The organism is Rhodococcus sp. Eu-32 (assembly GCF_003336925.1).
Taxonomy (GTDB): domain Bacteria; phylum Actinomycetota; class Actinomycetes; order Mycobacteriales; family Mycobacteriaceae; genus Rhodococcoides; species Rhodococcoides kyotonensis_B.
Genome location: NZ_QGNK01000007.1, coordinates 64,536 through 79,333, shown reverse-complemented (window position 1 = coordinate 79,333; position 14,798 = coordinate 64,536). Strand labels below are relative to the sequence as shown.

At 65.5% G+C, this 14,798-nt stretch carries 19 protein-coding genes and 1 tRNA gene; 7 read left to right on the top strand and 13 right to left on the bottom strand.

Features of this window, described 5'->3' with window-relative positions:
• Nucleotides 1-59 precede the first annotated feature (59 nt).
• The 3 genes from DK926_RS10665 to DK926_RS10655 form a co-directional block, all read right to left on the bottom strand.
• On the bottom strand, nucleotides 60-2,378 hold the full coding sequence (locus DK926_RS10665; RefSeq protein WP_114330383.1) for an MMPL family transporter: 2,319 nt from the start codon (nucleotides 2,376-2,378) through the stop codon (nucleotides 60-62).
• An 11-nt stretch (nucleotides 2,379-2,389) separates the two neighbouring features.
• The gene (locus DK926_RS10660) at nucleotides 2,390-3,013 is read right to left on the bottom strand and encodes a TetR family transcriptional regulator (RefSeq protein WP_243636747.1); all 624 of its coding nucleotides are present in this window, start codon (nucleotides 3,011-3,013) and stop codon (nucleotides 2,390-2,392) included.
• Nucleotides 3,014-3,109: 96 nt separating this feature from the next.
• On the bottom strand, nucleotides 3,110-3,565 hold the full coding sequence (locus DK926_RS10655; RefSeq protein ID WP_114330381.1) for an Rrf2 family transcriptional regulator: 456 nt from the start codon (nucleotides 3,563-3,565) through the stop codon (nucleotides 3,110-3,112).
• Between the two features lie 347 nt (nucleotides 3,566-3,912).
• Here DK926_RS10655 and DK926_RS10650 point away from each other — a divergent pair, with 347 nt between their 5' ends.
• Nucleotides 3,913-4,821: a sterol desaturase family protein gene (locus tag DK926_RS10650; protein ID WP_114330380.1), complete on the top strand. Its 909-nt coding sequence runs from the start codon at nucleotides 3,913-3,915 to the stop codon at nucleotides 4,819-4,821.
• On the opposite strand, the gene DK926_RS10645 is transcribed toward DK926_RS10650, so the two are convergent.
• On the bottom strand, nucleotides 4,802-5,488 hold the full coding sequence (locus DK926_RS10645; RefSeq protein WP_114330379.1) for a YceI family protein: 687 nt from the start codon (nucleotides 5,486-5,488) through the stop codon (nucleotides 4,802-4,804). The genes DK926_RS10650 and DK926_RS10645 overlap by 20 nt on opposite strands.
• A 105-nt stretch (nucleotides 5,489-5,593) precedes the next feature.
• Between DK926_RS10645 and DK926_RS10640 the strand changes: the two genes are divergently transcribed.
• From DK926_RS10640 to DK926_RS10620, 5 genes are read left to right on the top strand one after another with little or no spacing between them, the layout of a single operon-like run.
• Nucleotides 5,594-6,232 (top strand): hypothetical protein, encoded by a 639-nt coding sequence (locus DK926_RS10640; protein WP_114330378.1) that lies wholly within the window; start codon nucleotides 5,594-5,596, stop codon nucleotides 6,230-6,232.
• A 20-nt stretch (nucleotides 6,233-6,252) separates the two neighbouring features.
• On the top strand, nucleotides 6,253-6,711 hold the full coding sequence (locus tag DK926_RS10635) for an RDD family protein (RefSeq protein WP_114330503.1): 459 nt from the start codon (nucleotides 6,253-6,255) through the stop codon (nucleotides 6,709-6,711).
• A 4-nt stretch (nucleotides 6,712-6,715) separates the two neighbouring features.
• The gene (locus tag DK926_RS10630; protein ID WP_114330377.1) at nucleotides 6,716-7,723 is read left to right on the top strand and encodes a PHP domain-containing protein; all 1,008 of its coding nucleotides are present in this window, start codon (nucleotides 6,716-6,718) and stop codon (nucleotides 7,721-7,723) included.
• Entirely contained in the window at nucleotides 7,720-8,619 is a 900-nt protein-coding gene (locus DK926_RS10625) for an alpha/beta fold hydrolase (protein ID WP_243636746.1), read from the top strand. Before DK926_RS10630 ends, DK926_RS10625 begins: the two co-directional genes overlap by 4 nt.
• Before the next feature lie 22 nt (nucleotides 8,620-8,641).
• Nucleotides 8,642-9,115 carry a hypothetical protein gene (locus tag DK926_RS10620; RefSeq protein WP_125833396.1) on the top strand — a complete coding sequence of 158 codons (474 nt, stop codon included), beginning with the start codon at nucleotides 8,642-8,644 and terminating at the stop codon, nucleotides 9,113-9,115.
• 3 nt (nucleotides 9,116-9,118) lie between these two features.
• Here the strand turns inward: DK926_RS10620 and DK926_RS10615 are convergent, their stop codons facing one another.
• From DK926_RS10615 to DK926_RS10580, 8 genes are all read right to left on the bottom strand, one after another.
• Entirely contained in the window at nucleotides 9,119-9,607 is a 489-nt protein-coding gene (locus DK926_RS10615; RefSeq protein ID WP_114330375.1) for an FBP domain-containing protein, read from the bottom strand.
• An 11-nt stretch (nucleotides 9,608-9,618) separates the two neighbouring features.
• Nucleotides 9,619-10,191 carry a TetR/AcrR family transcriptional regulator gene (locus DK926_RS10610; protein WP_114330374.1) on the bottom strand — a complete coding sequence of 191 codons (573 nt, stop codon included), beginning with the start codon at nucleotides 10,189-10,191 and terminating at the stop codon, nucleotides 9,619-9,621.
• 100 nt (nucleotides 10,192-10,291) lie between these two features.
• Nucleotides 10,292-11,008 (bottom strand): siderophore-interacting protein, encoded by a 717-nt coding sequence (locus DK926_RS10605; RefSeq protein WP_114330373.1) that lies wholly within the window; start codon nucleotides 11,006-11,008, stop codon nucleotides 10,292-10,294.
• A gap of 14 nt (nucleotides 11,009-11,022) precedes the next feature.
• Nucleotides 11,023-11,469, bottom strand: coding sequence for a GNAT family N-acetyltransferase (locus tag DK926_RS10600; RefSeq protein WP_114330372.1), 447 nt, complete (start codon nucleotides 11,467-11,469; stop codon nucleotides 11,023-11,025).
• Nucleotides 11,470-11,633: 164 nt separating this feature from the next.
• Nucleotides 11,634-11,724: transfer RNA gene (locus DK926_RS10595), tRNA-Ser, on the bottom strand.
• Nucleotides 11,725-11,781: 57 nt separating this feature from the next.
• Nucleotides 11,782-11,979, bottom strand: a complete 198-nt coding sequence (locus DK926_RS10590; protein ID WP_114330371.1) for a CsbD family protein — start codon at nucleotides 11,977-11,979, stop codon at nucleotides 11,782-11,784.
• An 89-nt stretch (nucleotides 11,980-12,068) separates the two neighbouring features.
• Nucleotides 12,069-12,521, bottom strand: coding sequence for a nucleoside deaminase (locus DK926_RS10585; RefSeq protein WP_114330370.1), 453 nt, complete (start codon nucleotides 12,519-12,521; stop codon nucleotides 12,069-12,071).
• Nucleotides 12,518-13,078: a tRNA adenosine deaminase-associated protein gene (locus DK926_RS10580; protein WP_114330369.1), complete on the bottom strand. Its 561-nt coding sequence runs from the start codon at nucleotides 13,076-13,078 to the stop codon at nucleotides 12,518-12,520. The genes DK926_RS10585 and DK926_RS10580 overlap by 4 nt, the downstream gene beginning before the upstream one ends.
• A gap of 32 nt (nucleotides 13,079-13,110) precedes the next feature.
• Here DK926_RS10580 and DK926_RS10575 point away from each other — a divergent pair, with 32 nt between their 5' ends.
• Nucleotides 13,111-14,118, top strand: coding sequence for a prephenate dehydrogenase (locus DK926_RS10575; RefSeq protein ID WP_114330368.1), 1,008 nt, complete (start codon nucleotides 13,111-13,113; stop codon nucleotides 14,116-14,118).
• Here DK926_RS10575 and DK926_RS10570 read toward each other — a convergent pair.
• Nucleotides 14,091-14,606 (bottom strand): putative glycolipid-binding domain-containing protein, encoded by a 516-nt coding sequence (locus DK926_RS10570; RefSeq protein ID WP_243636753.1) that lies wholly within the window; start codon nucleotides 14,604-14,606, stop codon nucleotides 14,091-14,093. The two genes, DK926_RS10575 and DK926_RS10570, sit on opposite strands and share 28 nt — an antisense overlap.
• Nucleotides 14,607-14,798 lie beyond the last annotated feature (192 nt).

Sequence of the window (14,798 nt, the reverse complement as noted above, 5' to 3'; positions counted from 1 at the left end):
ACATGTCAAACAGTCTCCACGTTTTCGCGGGTGAACGAGAATCTCCGGCCGTCTGCACGTCAGGCCCTGACCGTCTCTTCCTCGTCCCGCTTCGGTTCTGCCTTGGCGAGCTTCGCGCCTTCGATGTCGACGTCGGGCAGGATCTTGTCCAGCCACTTCGGCAGCCACCACGCCTTGTCGCCCATGAGCGCCATGACCGACGGGATGATGACCATACGCACGACGAACGCGTCGAAGAAGACAGCCGCCGCGAGGGCGAAACCGATCGACTTGATGAACGAGTCGGGTTCGGCCATGAACGCCGCGAAGACGGAGATCATGATGACCGCGGCCGACGTCACCACGCGGGCGCCGTACTTGAAACCGTTGACGACGGCCTCCTTCGCCGGCGTGCCGTGGACGTACTCCTCACGCATGCGCGAGACCAGGAACACCTGGTAGTCCATCGCGAGTCCGAAGACGACACCGATCAGGAAGATCGGCATGAAGCTGACGATCGGCTGCGGATTGCTGATCAGACCCAATCCGCCTTCCTGGAAGATGAACACCGTCGCGCCGAACGTGGCGAGCACGCTGAGCAGGAAGCCGAGAGTCGCCGTCAACGGAACCAGGATCGAGCGGAACACCAGCATCAGCAGCAGGAACGCGAGACCGACGACGACCGCAAGGTAAGGCGCGAGAGCATCCTGCAGTCTCTCCGACACGTCGAGTTCGAGCGCGGTCTGACCCGTGACGCCGTACGACACGTTGTTCGCCTCGGCGAAACCGGATTCGGCATCGCGAAGGTTGGCGACGAGATTCTTGGTCGCGTCGCTGTTCGGTTCGCTCGACGGTGTCACGAGGATCTGTGCGGTGTCCCCCGCCTCGTTGACCGCGATGATCTGCGCGTTGGTGACGTCGTCCTCGGCGGAGATCGACTCGACCAGCTTGGCGAAGCCTGCCGTCCGATCGGCTTCCGGCGCTTCGCTGCCGTCGGCGATGAGGAGCAGTGGGCCGTTCTTGCCGGGACCGAAGCCTTCTTCGACGAGGTCGTAGGCCTTGCGGACCGACGTCGACGGGTCGGAGGTGGCGATGCTCGGCAGTGCGAGCGACAGGCCTGTGGTCGGACCCGCGATGACGGCGAGGAGAACAACGCCGCCGATGAGTCCGATCGCAGGACGCTTGACGAGTGCTCGGGCCCACCGGAGGCCGTTCGTGGCGGGAGCCTTCGGATCCTCGGGATCGGCGGTGTTGACGAACTTGATCTTGCCGCCGAACGCCTTGCCCTTGAACAGGCCGAGGAGTGCGGGCAGGAACGTCAGGGCGATGAGAACCGCGATGAACACCGCGAAGCCGGCCGCGTAACCCATCTGGGACAGGAACGGAATGCCGACGACGCGCAACGCGACGAGGGCGATGAGCACGGTCGCACCGGCGAAGACGACGGCCGAACCCGCCGTTCCCACCGAGCGTCCGACGGCTTCCTCGCGGTCGTCGGTGAGCGTCAGCTCGTGCCGGTATCGGGCGAGGATGAACAGCGAGTAGTCGATGGCGACGGCCAGGCCGATCATGATCGCGAGGATCGGCGTGAAGGTCGACAGATCCGCGAAACCGGACGCGGTCGTGATGGCGAGGCTGCTGATGCCGATACCGACGATCGCGGTGATGAGCGGAAGAGCTGCGGCGACGGCGGATCCGAACATGATGAGCAGTACGACGGCAGCGACGGCGAGGCCGACGAGTTCCGACGTCCCGCCCGGCGGCGACGCGTTCTGCGCGACGGTACCGCCGAGCTCGACGGTCAATCCGGCGTCGCGGGCGGGCTGGGCAGCGTCGTCGAGCTGGGTGCGCAGTTCGTCGGTGACGTCGGCGAGCTCGACCGAGATCGGGACGTCGAGCGTGCCGATCTGCCCGTTCGGACTGAGCGGCGACAACGCTGCGGCATTGGCGGCCGCGACGTCGGGCGGGGTTCCGTCCTGCTGCGCGAGCTGGTTGTACTGCTCGACGATCCCCGTGTTGCCGACGACGGGGTTGACCAAAGGCTGCTGTCCACCGGGCTTGGCGGAGGCGTCGACGTCGCCGATCTTGTCGATCTCCGCGATCGTCGCGTCCATGGCCGCGGTGTACTCGGGGGTGTCGAGCGACTGGCCGTCGGGAGCGCCGAAGACGTACTGGGCAGAGACGGCGCTCAGCGGATCCTCGACCTGTCCGAAGCGCTCGCTCTGCAGGTCGAGCGCCTCCTGAGCAGGTGTGCCCGGGATGTTGAACGAGTTGGCGGTGGGTCCGGACAACGTGCTCGCGCCGACGCCCGCGAGCACGAGAATCGCGAGCCACAGACCCAGGACGATGCCTTTTCGCCGGTAGGCGAACTTTCCGATTCGATAGAGATAGGTGGCCACGTGACGGCTCCTCAGTTGGTTTTCGGTTCGCGCGGGTCCGGGAGTCCGGCCTGCAGTTGGTCGAAAGCGTCCTCGACTAGCTGTTGGGGCGACAGAGCTCCTGTGGGGTCGTTGATCAAGATGGTCAGAGCTGCCGCGACGGCTCCACCTACCGACATTTGCACCAGGTTCGGATAGAGGTCGTGGTCGACGTCGGTGCCGGTGCGCTCGGCAATCGCTTCTCCGAGTACCCGGGTCAGCGAGCGATGAACTTCCAACTTGCGTGCCATGACGCTGGGGTTGGATTCGATGAGCTGTGCGACGGCGAAGGTCTCGGCCAGGTCTTTGTCCGGGTCGGTCACCATCGCGACACCGACGTGCCGTAGCGAGTCCCAGAGCGGCTCGTCCGACGGCCGTGCACGCAGCATCTCGAACCATTCCAACGCAGAAGCCTCGACGTGATGCAGGACGGCTTCTTCTTTGTTGGCGAAATAGTTGTGGAACGTACGCGTGGACACCCCCGCCTCGGCGGCGATGGCATCCGCGGTGACCGCATCCAGGCCTCGAACCTTGGCGAGGTTCAAGGCCGCGAGACCGAGAGCGTCTCTCGTGGCTGCCTTCTTCTGATCACGAAGGCCGGGCGCGTGATTGGTCACGCATTCCAAAGTACGGAAAGTGCAGAGTTCTGCAATATTGCACGAACGTGCAGTTCTGTTCGGTGTGACACAGTGAGGTGAGCACTGTGTCGACGGTCACCGTCGCGCCCACGCCCCCGGATCGCTGGTCAAGTCGTGAACGAAGGACGGAAGATGCTCGTCGACGATGTCGGCCAGCGACACTTCCTCCAGCACAGCACGCAGATTCGCCCGGACCGCAAGCCACACCAGCTGCAACGGCTCGGCGGGCCCGGGATATTCGACATCCTCCGGCCGCTGACCGCGCACCGACGCGAGCGGACCCTCCACGGCCCGGACGACATCGGCGACGGAAATCTCCGCGGGTGGGCGGGCCAGCCAGTATCCGCCGTCGGGGCCGCGTCGACTGCGGACGAGATCGGCTCGACGCAGATCCGACAGCACCGATTCCAGGAACTTGTGCGGAATGTTCTGCGCACCCGCCAGCGCCTCGGCCTTGCCGGGGGCGCCCTCGTTGGCCGCGAGCTCGAGCAGAGTGCGTACGGCATAGTCCGCCTTGGCGGTAATGTGCACGGCAATCTCCTTCGACGGGCTTTCATTAATTCCTACCACCTTGGTAGGGAATAGGCCAATTTCGCGCCGCCCCCTCCCCCTCCCCGGACGGACCGAATGTCACCTGTGGTCACTCAGAGTGACCGGAAAGCCACATTCGGTCCGACCTGGCGCGCGCCCCCCGACCCCACCGACGGCCTCATTCAGTCACTCTGAGTGACCGGAAAGCCACATTCGGTCCGACCCGAGCGCCCAGTCCGACCCGAGCGCCCAGCCCGACCCGAGCGCACCCCGCCCAGCCTATGGCCTAGCTCACAACGACGCGTTACACTGAGACCCCAAGTGTTACGCAAGAGGGGTGCGGTCGGATGTTCGAGTGGATCAGTTCAGCATGGAACTCGTTACCCGAGCCGCTGCGTGACCCCGTCGCCCTGGCGATCCCAGCGTTCGTCGTGCTGCTGGCCATCGAGTGGTTCGCCGCGGCCAAGCTCGAGGAAGGCGAACGCGGCAGCTACACGGGTTCGGACGCACGCGCCAGCGTCAGCATGGGCCTCGTGTCGATTGCCACGACGACGGGCTGGAAGACGCTCGCCCTCGTCGCATATTCGGCGCTGTACGCCTACGTCGCTCCGTGGCATCTGCCTGCCGACGCCTGGTACATGTGGGTGATTCTGATCGTCGGCGTCGACGTGCTGTTCTACGCCTACCACCGCATCGCGCACCGAACCCGGATCATCTGGGCGACGCATCAAGCTCATCATTCGAGTGAATACTTCAACTTCAGTACCGCTCTGCGTCAGAAGTGGAACAACAGCGGCGAGATCGTCATGTGGCTTCCGTTGCCGCTCTTGGGAATTCCGCCGTGGATGGTGTTCGTCGGCTTCGGGGTCAACCTGGTCTATCAGTTCTGGGTACACACCGAGCGGATCGACAAGCTCCCGCGCGCAATCGAATTCGTCTTCAACACACCGTCGCATCACCGCGTGCATCACGGACGCGACCCGCAGTACCTCGACAAGAACTACGCCGGCATCTTCATCATCTGGGACCGGATGTTCGGAACGTACGCCGACGAGATCGAACGCCCCCACTACGGCCTGACGAAACCGGTGGACACGTACAACATCTGGACGCTCCAGACACACGAATACCGCTCCATCGCAAGGGATGTAGCGGCATCGCGGTCGTGGCGTGAACGGTTCGGTTTCGTCCTCGGCCCGCCGGGGTGGACGCCGAGCAGGCCGAGACGGAAGGAAACTAGTTCGAGTTCAGGTTGATCAGGAAGTCCACGGTTCCCGAATCCTCGACGGTGACGAATCCCAGTGAGGGTGGCTGGATTCCGTAGTCGGCCCACGTCGTCGGAATGCTTCCCGACGCGATCAGCGTGTCACCGGACTGCAGCACCTCGATGTCGACGGACACCGGACGCGACTGGTCCTTCAGCGTCAGGGTGCCGTCGGCCTTCACCGTCGTCACGGTGCCGTCCTTCGGAACCGACGACAGGTCGACCGGCGAGGTGAACGTGAACGTCGCCGTCGGGTACGTCGCGGTGTCGAAGATGTTGCCGCGGAACTGATTGTCCCGTCGATCGCTGTCGGTGGTGATCGAGTTGGTCTGCACGACGACTTCGCCCTCGGTCAACTCGTTGTCGGCGATGGTCACATCACCGCTGACCTCGGTCGTCGAACCGACCACGGTCACGTCGGATCCGTTCAGAACCTCGTCGACGGTGTAGCCCGCCGCTGTCGTGTTCGACGCGTCGCCGGGCACGATGGTCCATGATCCGTTCAGATCGTCCGTCGTCGCAGCTTGCGCCCCCGATGTGGAGACGGTCGCAGCTGGGGCGTCGTCACCCTGGAACGACGCGTAGATCTTCGGTCCGAAAAACGCAGCGAGTGCGATCACGACGACCACTGCGCCTGCTATCCACCACTTCTTCGTCATGGCCGCCAATGCTAGTTGCACCTTCAAGTCAATGGGAGGGTCAACAGCTGGCAACTTCCTGAGAAAGCATGCGGCAGCGCCGCGCAGCCGCACTAAGGTGAAACAGTGCCGGACGACGTGCATCTCGTGTCCCTGGCCGTGGGAACGGTGGCGGTGGCGGCCGACGCCACCCGCGGGGCCGTTCGCGCCCTCGGCCGACTGCCGGTGATCGGCGATCGCCTTCGGGCGGTCTCGGCCCGCGGCGAGCGCACGGTCGTCGCCGCCACCGCCCTCGCCGACGCCGTTCTGCGGGCTGTCGTCGTCAAGGTGGTCGCCACTGCGCTCGAAGAAATCGATCTGACGCAGCTGATTCGCGACAACGTCGACATCGATGCCGTCATCGAAGGCGTCGACCTGGACAAGGCCGTCGAGCAGGTGGATCTCGACGCGGCGATCCGACGCGTCGACGTCGACGCCGTCATCGACCGAGTGAATCTGGACGCCGTCGTCGACACCGTCGATCTGGATCGCCAGGTTGCCCGCGTCGACCTCGACGGTGCCATTGCGCGCGTCGATCTGATCGCGCTCGCCAACTTCGTCATCGACGGAGTCGACCTACCCGAGATCATGCGTGAGTCGACGGGCTCGCTGTCGGCGGAAGCGGTGCGAGGTGTCCGCAGCCACGGAATGCAGGCCGACGACGCGGTATCTCACTTCGTCGGCAAGCTCTTCGGTCGCGAGCCAGGACGCGAGGTGACCACGTGACACTCCCGCGCGCCGAGGACATGCGTCCGGCCGGCGTCGTGACCCGCGGGGTAGCTGCCGTCGTCGATCTGGCCGTGGTCGCCGTGCTGATGGGGTCGGTGTACGTCGGAGCGGTGTTCGTGCAGTTGCTGTTCGATCCGCAATCGCTGAGTTTCAGATCGCCCGCCGTACTCATGTCGGTCACGCTCTTCGTCTGTATCGCCATCGGATACCTGACGCTGTGCTGGGCGACGACGGGTCGCACGGTCGGAGCGACCATGATGGGGGTTCGGTTGATCAGCCGCAGCCACGGCCTGCTGCGATGGCCCGCGGCCGCACTCCGCGCTTTCCTGTGCGTCGTCTTCGGCTTCGGCCTGCTGTGGGTGGCGGTGGATCGACGACGACGCTCTCTGCAGGACATCGTGTTGCGCACATCGGTCGTCTACGACTGGCAACCGAACACCGGCATGGTCGATCCGCACACCGCTACTGGACAATAGAGACATGGACCCGATCGAAGCCCTCCGCGAGATCGCCTACTGGCTCGAACGCTCACGCGCGGACACACATCGCGTCAAGGCATACCGGCGAGCTGCCGACGTCGTCGAAAACCTGAGTGCGGCACAGCGTTCCGAGCGTGCGAAGTCCGACTCGTGGTCGGCACTACCGGGCATCGGAGCCAAGACGTCCCTGATCATCAGGCAAGCGCTCGCCGGCGACGTTCCGGACTACCTGGCCGAGAAGCGCGCAGAGGCCGAGCCGATCGGCGAGAACGATCTGCGGGCGGCACTGAAGGGTGATCTGCACACACATTCGAACTGGTCCGACGGCGGCAGCCCGATCGACGAGATGATGCGCACGGCCAAGGAGCTCGGGCACGAATACTGTGCTCTCACAGACCATTCACCGCGGCTCACCGTCGCCAACGGACTCAGCGCCGAGCGACTCAGGAAGCAGCTGGACGTCATCGCCGAACTGAACGAGCAACTCGCGCCGTTCCGAATACTGACCGGAATCGAGGTGGACATTCTCGACGACGGCAGTCTCGATCAGGACGAGGGCCTACTCGCCGAGCTGGATATCGTTGTGGCGAGCGTGCATTCGAAGCTACGCGCGGACTCGGACACGATGACGCGACGGATGGTGAATGCCGTCGCGAATCCTCATGTCGACGTGCTCGGACACTGCACAGGCAGGCTCGTCACCGGTGGACGCGGTACCCGACCCGAATCGACATTCGACGCGGACGTGGTCTTCGAGGGCTGCAGGCAATATGGAACGGCCGTCGAGATCAATGCGCGGCCCGAGCGTCAGGACCCGCCGGAACGCCTCATCGATCTCGCGCTCGAGCGCGGTTGCCTGTTCTCCATCGACACCGACGCCCATGCCCCAGGCCAGCTCGATTGGCAGGGCTACGGCTGCGTCCGCGCCGAGGACAGAGGTGTGCCCGCCGACCGAATCGTCAACACGTGGCCCGTCGAGAAACTGCTCGAATGGACAGGTGACCGTTGACGGCGCGAAAACTTCTGATCGCCCTCGTCGTTCTCGCCTCCGGCTGCGCGTCGCCTGCAGCACCGACGCCCACGCACACGCCCGCACCCTCCCCCGCGCTCGTTCCGGCCGAGTCCGGTCCCGCGATGCGGCTGCTCTACGGACCGGACGCGGACAACGTCGGCGATCTCTACCTGCCGGACAACGACGCCGACTCGCTTCCCGTCGTCGTGATGGTGCACGGCGGCGGGTGGCAGAAGGCCTTGGGCTCGTCGTACTTCGCACCGATCTCGCAGGCCGTCGCCGATCAGGGAATTGCGGTGTGGAACATCGAGTATCGGCGCGGAACCGGGAATTGGGCCGACACGCTCGCCGACGTCGACAATGCCACCGAAGCATTGGCGACGACGGTCCAGGAGGCCGCAGGTGGCCGCCTCGATCTCGATCGAGTGCATGTCGCCGGTCATTCCGCGGGCGGCCAGCTGGCGGCGTGGCTCGCGGGTCGGCACACGCTTCCGGCGTCGGCTCCTGGAGCGCAGCCACGCGTCATGCCGAAGAGCGCGACGATCATGGCAGGCGTGTACGACATGGCACGCGCGGCGACCATCGGCGGCGACAGATTCGTGCCCGCGTTCCTCGGTGGCATGCCGGACCAGGTGCCCGATCGCTATCGAGTCGCGTCGCCCATCGACCATCTGCCCATCGACGTCCGCGTGTCCGCGCTGCACGGCGACAGCGACAAGACGGTGTCGGTGAATCAGAGCACGGCATACGTCGACGCGGCCCGCGCCGCAGGCGATCCCGCCGAGCTGACGGTTCTGCCGGGCGTCGGTCACGACGACTTCGTGCGTTCGGGGTCCGTTGCGTGGACGACGGCCGTCGACACCATCACCGAACACGCCGCGACGCTCGGTTGACCCGTCTGGTACACACGTCCGCATGAAGAGAGTGGTCTGGGTGTTCGCTGCCGCCGTCCTCGTGCTTGCCGGCTGTGGGCAGGAGACGACCGATTCCGGAGCCCAGCCTTCCACCTCGGCGACTGCGGCCGCCGCGTCGATGACTGCACAGCCGACCACGGCTGCCGAACCGTCGGCCGAGCCGCCGGAGGCACCTGAGGAGTCGGTCGATTCCGACCAGGCCGAGACGCCGCCGGTTCCCGTGCCCGCCCCGGAACTCCCCGCAGATTCCACGTCCGACGACATGCCTCACGGCGAACAGCTCTATCTGGAGACGTGCGCGCGCTTCAAGACGGCCATCGACGCGGTTGCCCTCACCGGGGCCGCGTCGCGTGACCAGTCCGTCACCGGCCTGCGCGACAAGCTGCAAGAAGGACCGAGCTGGTCGACGCTGTCCGCCGACGACCAGCAACAGATCCTGCGGGGACTCGACGCGGCCGGCCGCGGCACCTGCTGAGCGTCAGGTGTAGAGACGTCCGATGAATGCGTCCACGTTCTCGCGCACCCGTGAGGTCCGCTCGTCCGGCGTCAAGTTCTCGCGGTACCTGTTACCGAGTGCGGGCGTCTTCTTCCCGCGCGCATACAGCGAGCACAGCAGGTCCGTGCACATGTAGGTGCCGACGGAATTGCCCTTGCGCCCGGACTCGCCGGTCTTGCGTGCCGTCATCAGCGACACGTAGCCACGCGAGTGCATCGTCATGCAGACGGTGCACATCTGGGCACGATCCGAGCCACCGGTTTCGTGCCGCAGCGCGACGCCCACGAGCCCGCCGGACTGCGGCACGACGATGTAACTGCGCCCGGCGTACGACGGGTCGGACCAACCGAGGAAATCGAGTTGCTCCCAATCCTTTTCGGCCAGATCGGCCGGAATGCCCATCCGTTTGGTGTCGCCCTTCGAACAGTTCACGAACGACGATCGAATGTCTTTCTCGTCGACAGGTTCCATCTCGGTTCTCCCTAGGTCTTGTTCGGCCAGTTCGCGAGGGCGTGGTGCAGCACGTCGAGCATCTGCACCCACGACTCTTCGGTCGGCCGTGGCGTGTGGCTGAATCCGCCCGCGGACTCCAAGGCGATGAAGCCGTGAAAGAAGCTGCCCAGCAATCGAACAGCGTCGGTTTCCGCCGGCTCACCCAAGTCGTACGCGCGGAGCACCGCACGGGACATCTGCGAGTGCCGATGCGCGTCGCTCTTTGCCACCGCATCCGAGTCCAGCTCGAAATTCGTTGCCGCATAACGGCCCGGATGCTCACGCGCATAGTCGCGATACGCACCGGCGAACGCGACGAGCGCGTCCTTGCCCGCACGCCCGGCCAACGCGTCGGAAACCCGGTCGGCGAGTTCGGCCAACGACGCCACGGCGACGCGCTGTCGCAGATCCCGCAGATTCTTGATGTGCGAGTACAGGCTGGCGTCCTTGACGCCGAACGAGCGCGCCAACGCCAGCACCGTCAGGTTGTCGAAGCCGATGTCGTCGGCCATCTCCGATGCCACCTCGACCAGACGCGTCGCGGTGATCCCTGCCCGTGCCATGCCGACCTCGCCTCGTTCCTAGCCGTTGTGGTCTATTTCCTAGCCACCCTAGGAAGGGTACAGACACGGCCGTCCCGCCGCCAACCCAATTACGACGGGGCTACTTCCAGTACGCCTGCGCCTTGATGGACTCCTTGGCCAGGCCACGTTCCTTGAACGTCTTGACGATCGACCGAGTCGAGCGGGCATCACACGCCACCCAGGCGAAAGTGCCCGGCGCCGGCGTCAGCGACTCGGCCGCCTCCCGAAGCAGACGGCCGTCGTCGACGCGTTCCAGCCAGGTGACCTGATGCGCGTCGCCCGCGTGGACGGGAAGCGTCGTGTCCGACTCGAACTGCCACTCCAGCCACACCCTGGCCGGGGTGTCGCCGATGGCGTCGAGGATGGAGTTGATCGCGGGTAGCGACGCCGTGTCACCGAACAGGACGAACTCCGGCGGCATCGGATTCGGGATCGAGAAGTTCGACGACCCCGCACTTTTCCCGATCACGCTCGCGTCGAGGATGTCCCCGACTTGCGCATTCTCGGCCCACTTCGACGCAGGGCCGTAATGCAGGGCGAACTCGACGGCAAACGTGTCGGCCGCGGGATCCTGCCGAACGAGGGTGTACCCGCGTTGACGTTCCTTGCCGGTGCCGTCGTCGAACCAGAGGCGGATCCACTGCGTGGGATGAACCGGATGCGCGGCCAGAACGCCGTCGCTGGAGAACCCGATCCGGATGTACTTGTCCGTGACCGGTTCGACGTACGTGACGGTGAGCTTGTAGTTCTCGGCGCGCCACGCCTTCATGATGATGCCCTCGACCCCTTTACTCATGAGGGCAGGGTAACCTAAGAAGCGACGTAAATGCGTTCCATCGGCCTGGTCCCGTCGGCCATGATCCAGCCGGCCGGCCTCCGGTCGACGAGCGACCATCCCGTGCGTTCGTACAGAGCGATGGCCGCACCGGAGCGCTCGATGACGTCGAGCATCAATGTCCGTCCGTCGGCGTAGTCGCGCATCCGGCTCAGCAGCGAGGTCCCGACGGCCGACCCTCGCCCCGATGGCCGCACGAACAGCCGAGACACCCACAGCGCGGCGTCGCGTCGTACCAGAAGGGCATGTCCCACAATGGAATTCGCCTTCTCGGCCACCCACGCCGCATCGGTCTCGGCCGGTGTCAGCCAGGTGGCCGGATCATCGGGCCACCGGTCGGGATAGCCGTCGGACTCGTGGACCTCGCGTAGAGCGCGGACACACTCGGGAAGATCGGAGTTCTCGCGGGGCCGCACCTGCACCGAAACGACGGTACTGGGTCTCGCGGCCCGGACCGAATGTCACCCTCGCTCACTCAGAGAGACCGAAGGCCGCCCTCGCTCACTCAGATGGACCGAAAGCCACATTCGGTCCATGACGGGCGCACAAAAAAACTCCCCACCTGCACGGGGCAAGTGGGGAGCTTTGGCGGTGGCGGAGGGATTTGAACCCTCGGACGGGGGTTACCCGTCACACGCTTTCGAGGCGTGCTCCTTAGGCCGCTCGGACACGCCACCGCGGAAAACTGTACCGCAGTGACGCCCAGACGTTAAATCGCCTGGTCAGACCGGAAATCAGTGTCCGGTCAGCTTGTCCTTGACGGTGGAGGCTGCGTCCTTGATCTTCTCGCCGGCGTCCTTGATGGCAGACGACGCCTGGTCGCCCTTGCCTTCTGCTTCGAGGTCACGGTTGCCGGTGGCCGATCCGGTGGCTTCCTTGGCCTTGCCGCCCAGATCTTCGGCCTTGTTCGAAATCTTGTCGTCGAGTCCCATGATGCCTCCCTGAGGATGTCGATTGCAGAACACGGTGTGTCCCTTGTCGACGGGCTTACCCCTGACCTGATGCCCGAAACATAAGAGTTTCATGAGCGTCGACCCTCGAAGAAGTCCAGCAGCAGGCGGGCGCATTCGGTTTCCAGAACTCCGCCCCGAACCTGTGGCCGATGCGTGAGCCGCTGATCGCGCACCACATCCCACAGCGAGCCCACCGCGCCCGTTTTGGGTTCCCACGCTCCGAAGACGACCTTGGCGACGCGAGCGAGCACCAGCGCCCCCGCGCACATCGTGCACGGCTCCAGCGTCACCGCGAGCGTGCAGCCTTCGAGTCGCCATCCGTCGCCGTGGACCTTCGCCGCAGCGCGCAGCGCGAGGATCTCGGCGTGCGCGGTCGGATCACCCGTGCATTCCCGCTCGTTGGCTGCGCGCGCGAGTTCCTGGCCGTCGGCGTCGAAGACCACCGCGCCGATCGGGATGTCGAGTTCGGACGCCTGTTCCGCCGCCGACAGAGCGGCACGAACGTAGTCCTCATCGGTCACCGAGGTAGCTTGTCCAGGACGGTCGAGAGCTCGTCGGAGAATCCGAGACGCTGCGCGATGGATCCGAGTTGCTCGTCCGGATACAGATCCGTCTCGGCGACGATGATGCCCAGCACCGGTTCCGGCAGCCCCAGATCCGCCAGAAGCGAGAGATCACCCTCTTCCCAGGGTTCGATGTCGTCGAGCTCGTCCGGATCGATGTCGGGGATCTCGATGTTCAACGCATCGAGGACATCGGCGGCGATGTCGTAGTCGATGGCAGCAGTCGCGTCGGAGACCAGCAACCGCGTTCCCGACGGCGCGGGCCGCAGAACGACGAAGAACTCGTCGTCGACGTCGAGTAGCCCGAAGATGGCTCCCGAGCTTCGCATCTCCCGCAGTTCCGTCTCGGCGACCGACAGGGACCCCAACGCCCGCGGGGACAACGGCGTCACCTTCCACTTGCCGTCCTCGCGGACGACGGCGACACCGAAGCCCTCCAGATCGTCGTACGCGCTCGTCTCGGGACCGTCGAAATTCTTCGCCTTGGCGGAGTTGTTCCCGCGCTGTGCAGCCATGCGGGCAACGGTAGTCGCCGAGAGCCCCCGAAATGAAGTCCACCGCGAGAGAACAGGTCGTACCCGTATGCCAACCTGGTGGCGTGACTTCAGCTCCCGTGTGTGTGCTCGGCCTCGGACTCATCGGCGGATCGGTTCTGCAGGCAGCGGTTCGTGCTGGTCGTGACGCGTGGGGCTACAACCGATCGGCCGACGCCATAGCCGGCGCGGCGGAGGCTGGATACGACGTCGGCACCGACCTGGTGGCCGCGCTGACCCGGGCGGCCGAGACCGGCGCTCTCATCGTCGTCGGAGTTCCGATGCCCGCCGTCGATTCGATCCTGGCTGCGGTGGCCGAGCATGCGCCGAGCAATCCCGTCACCGATGTCGTCAGCGTCAAAGCGGAGGTGGCCGTCGCCGTCGCGCGACACGGCCTCGCGCGAAACTACGTGGGCGGTCATCCGATGGCAGGCACCAACGAGTCGGGATGGCAGGCGGCCGATCCGACTCTGTTCGCCGACGCGGTGTGGGTCGTCGGCGTGGACGACGACGCCGACCCGAACGTGTGGCGTCAGGTGGCGTCGCTGGCCCTGGATTGCGGATCGGTCGTCGTGCCGGTCGAGAGCACCGAGCACGACCGGGCCGTCGCCCGAATTTCCCATCTGCCGCACCTACTCGCCGAGACGTTGGCACAGGCAGGAGCGTCGGGAGGCGCGCTGGCCCTGGGCCTGGCCGCCGGGTCGTTTCGCGACGGCACCAGGGTGGCCGCGTCGGCACCCGGTCTCGTGCGAGCCATGTGCGAAGGCAACGCGACGGCGCTGACCGACGTGCTCGACGAGGCGCTCGCGGTGCTCACCCGGGCACGTGCAGAGCTGGCCGACCACCGCTCGACGGAAGCACTGGTGACGGCAGGTCACGCCGCACGAACCGCCTACGAGCAGCACCGCCGGTTCGACATCACCGACATCGAACCGGGTGACGACGGCTGGATCGAACGGCTGCGCGAGGCCGGCCGCGAGGGAGGCGTCGTACGTCAGATCCGCTCGGCGAGCCCGGGGTAGTCGAGTACGAATCCGTCACCGTCGACGGTGACCGACGAGCTGGACACCGGCGAGAGCACGTGGATGCCGTCGGCGCCGCTGCTGTAGGTCAGGGCTGCTTCCTGGATGCTCAGGTCCAGCAGGTTGACGTAGACGACCGGCACCTGCGCCTCGATCGAGTCGGTGCCGAGGCCGAGCCGCCGGATGGGCAGCGTGTTGAAGAACGGGCTCAGAACGACGTCGACGTCGACCGCGCCGTTGTAGGTCGAACGCTGGTGATTCGCCGCGCCCTCGACCATCCAGTAGCCCTCGTTGTCGCGGCTGACCGACGCCTGCTTCTCGCCGCCTGCAACAGCTGTGCGCAGCGAAAGCCTGCGGGTCACGCCGTGCTCGTCGGTCACCAGGTCGTACGACGCGCTGAATGCGGGATGCTCCGAGCAGGCGCCTCCGATGATGCGACCGGACGCCTTGATGCGGTTACCGCTGAGCTGGACACGCACCGACTCCATGCGGGGCGCTTCGTGCGCTCGCCAGGTCAGGATCGCCGGCCAGGACTGCGTCGACGGTGCGGCCTCGGTATCAACGGTGGCGTCTTCTACACCCGATGTTGGAGTGGTCACTCGACTACGGTAAGCGACGAAGGTACCTCGATACCAAGCGGTGGTGACTTTTCCGGGCGTCCACTCACTAGTGTGTGCTTC

Bases quoted from the DNA above. Each gene is read 5' to 3' on its own strand.
- DK926_RS10630 (WP_114330377.1), top strand. From the start codon at position 6,716: ATGGACCCGATCGAAGCCCTCCGCGAGATCGCCTACTGGCTCGAACGC.
- DK926_RS10610 (WP_114330374.1), bottom strand. From the start codon at position 10,191: ATGGCACGGGCAGGGATCACCGCGACGCGTCTGGTCGAGGTGGCATCG.
- DK926_RS10575 (WP_114330368.1), top strand. From the start codon at position 13,111: ATGAAGTCCACCGCGAGAGAACAGGTCGTACCCGTATGCCAACCTGGT.
- DK926_RS10580 (WP_114330369.1), bottom strand. From the start codon at position 13,078: ATGGCTGCACAGCGCGGGAACAACTCCGCCAAGGCGAAGAATTTCGAC.
- DK926_RS10645 (WP_114330379.1), bottom strand. From the start codon at position 5,488: ATGACGAAGAAGTGGTGGATAGCAGGCGCAGTGGTCGTCGTGATCGCA.
- DK926_RS10620 (WP_125833396.1), top strand. From the start codon at position 8,642: ATGAAGAGAGTGGTCTGGGTGTTCGCTGCCGCCGTCCTCGTGCTTGCC.
- DK926_RS10590 (WP_114330371.1), bottom strand. From the start codon at position 11,979: ATGGGACTCGACGACAAGATTTCGAACAAGGCCGAAGATCTGGGCGGC.
- DK926_RS10635 (WP_114330503.1), top strand. From the start codon at position 6,253: ATGCGTCCGGCCGGCGTCGTGACCCGCGGGGTAGCTGCCGTCGTCGAT.
- DK926_RS10605 (WP_114330373.1), bottom strand. From the start codon at position 11,008: ATGAGTAAAGGGGTCGAGGGCATCATCATGAAGGCGTGGCGCGCCGAG.
- DK926_RS10650 (WP_114330380.1), top strand. From the start codon at position 3,913: ATGTTCGAGTGGATCAGTTCAGCATGGAACTCGTTACCCGAGCCGCTG.
- DK926_RS10570 (WP_243636753.1), bottom strand. From the start codon at position 14,606: ATGGAGTCGGTGCGTGTCCAGCTCAGCGGTAACCGCATCAAGGCGTCC.
- DK926_RS10615 (WP_114330375.1), bottom strand. From the start codon at position 9,607: ATGGAACCTGTCGACGAGAAAGACATTCGATCGTCGTTCGTGAACTGT.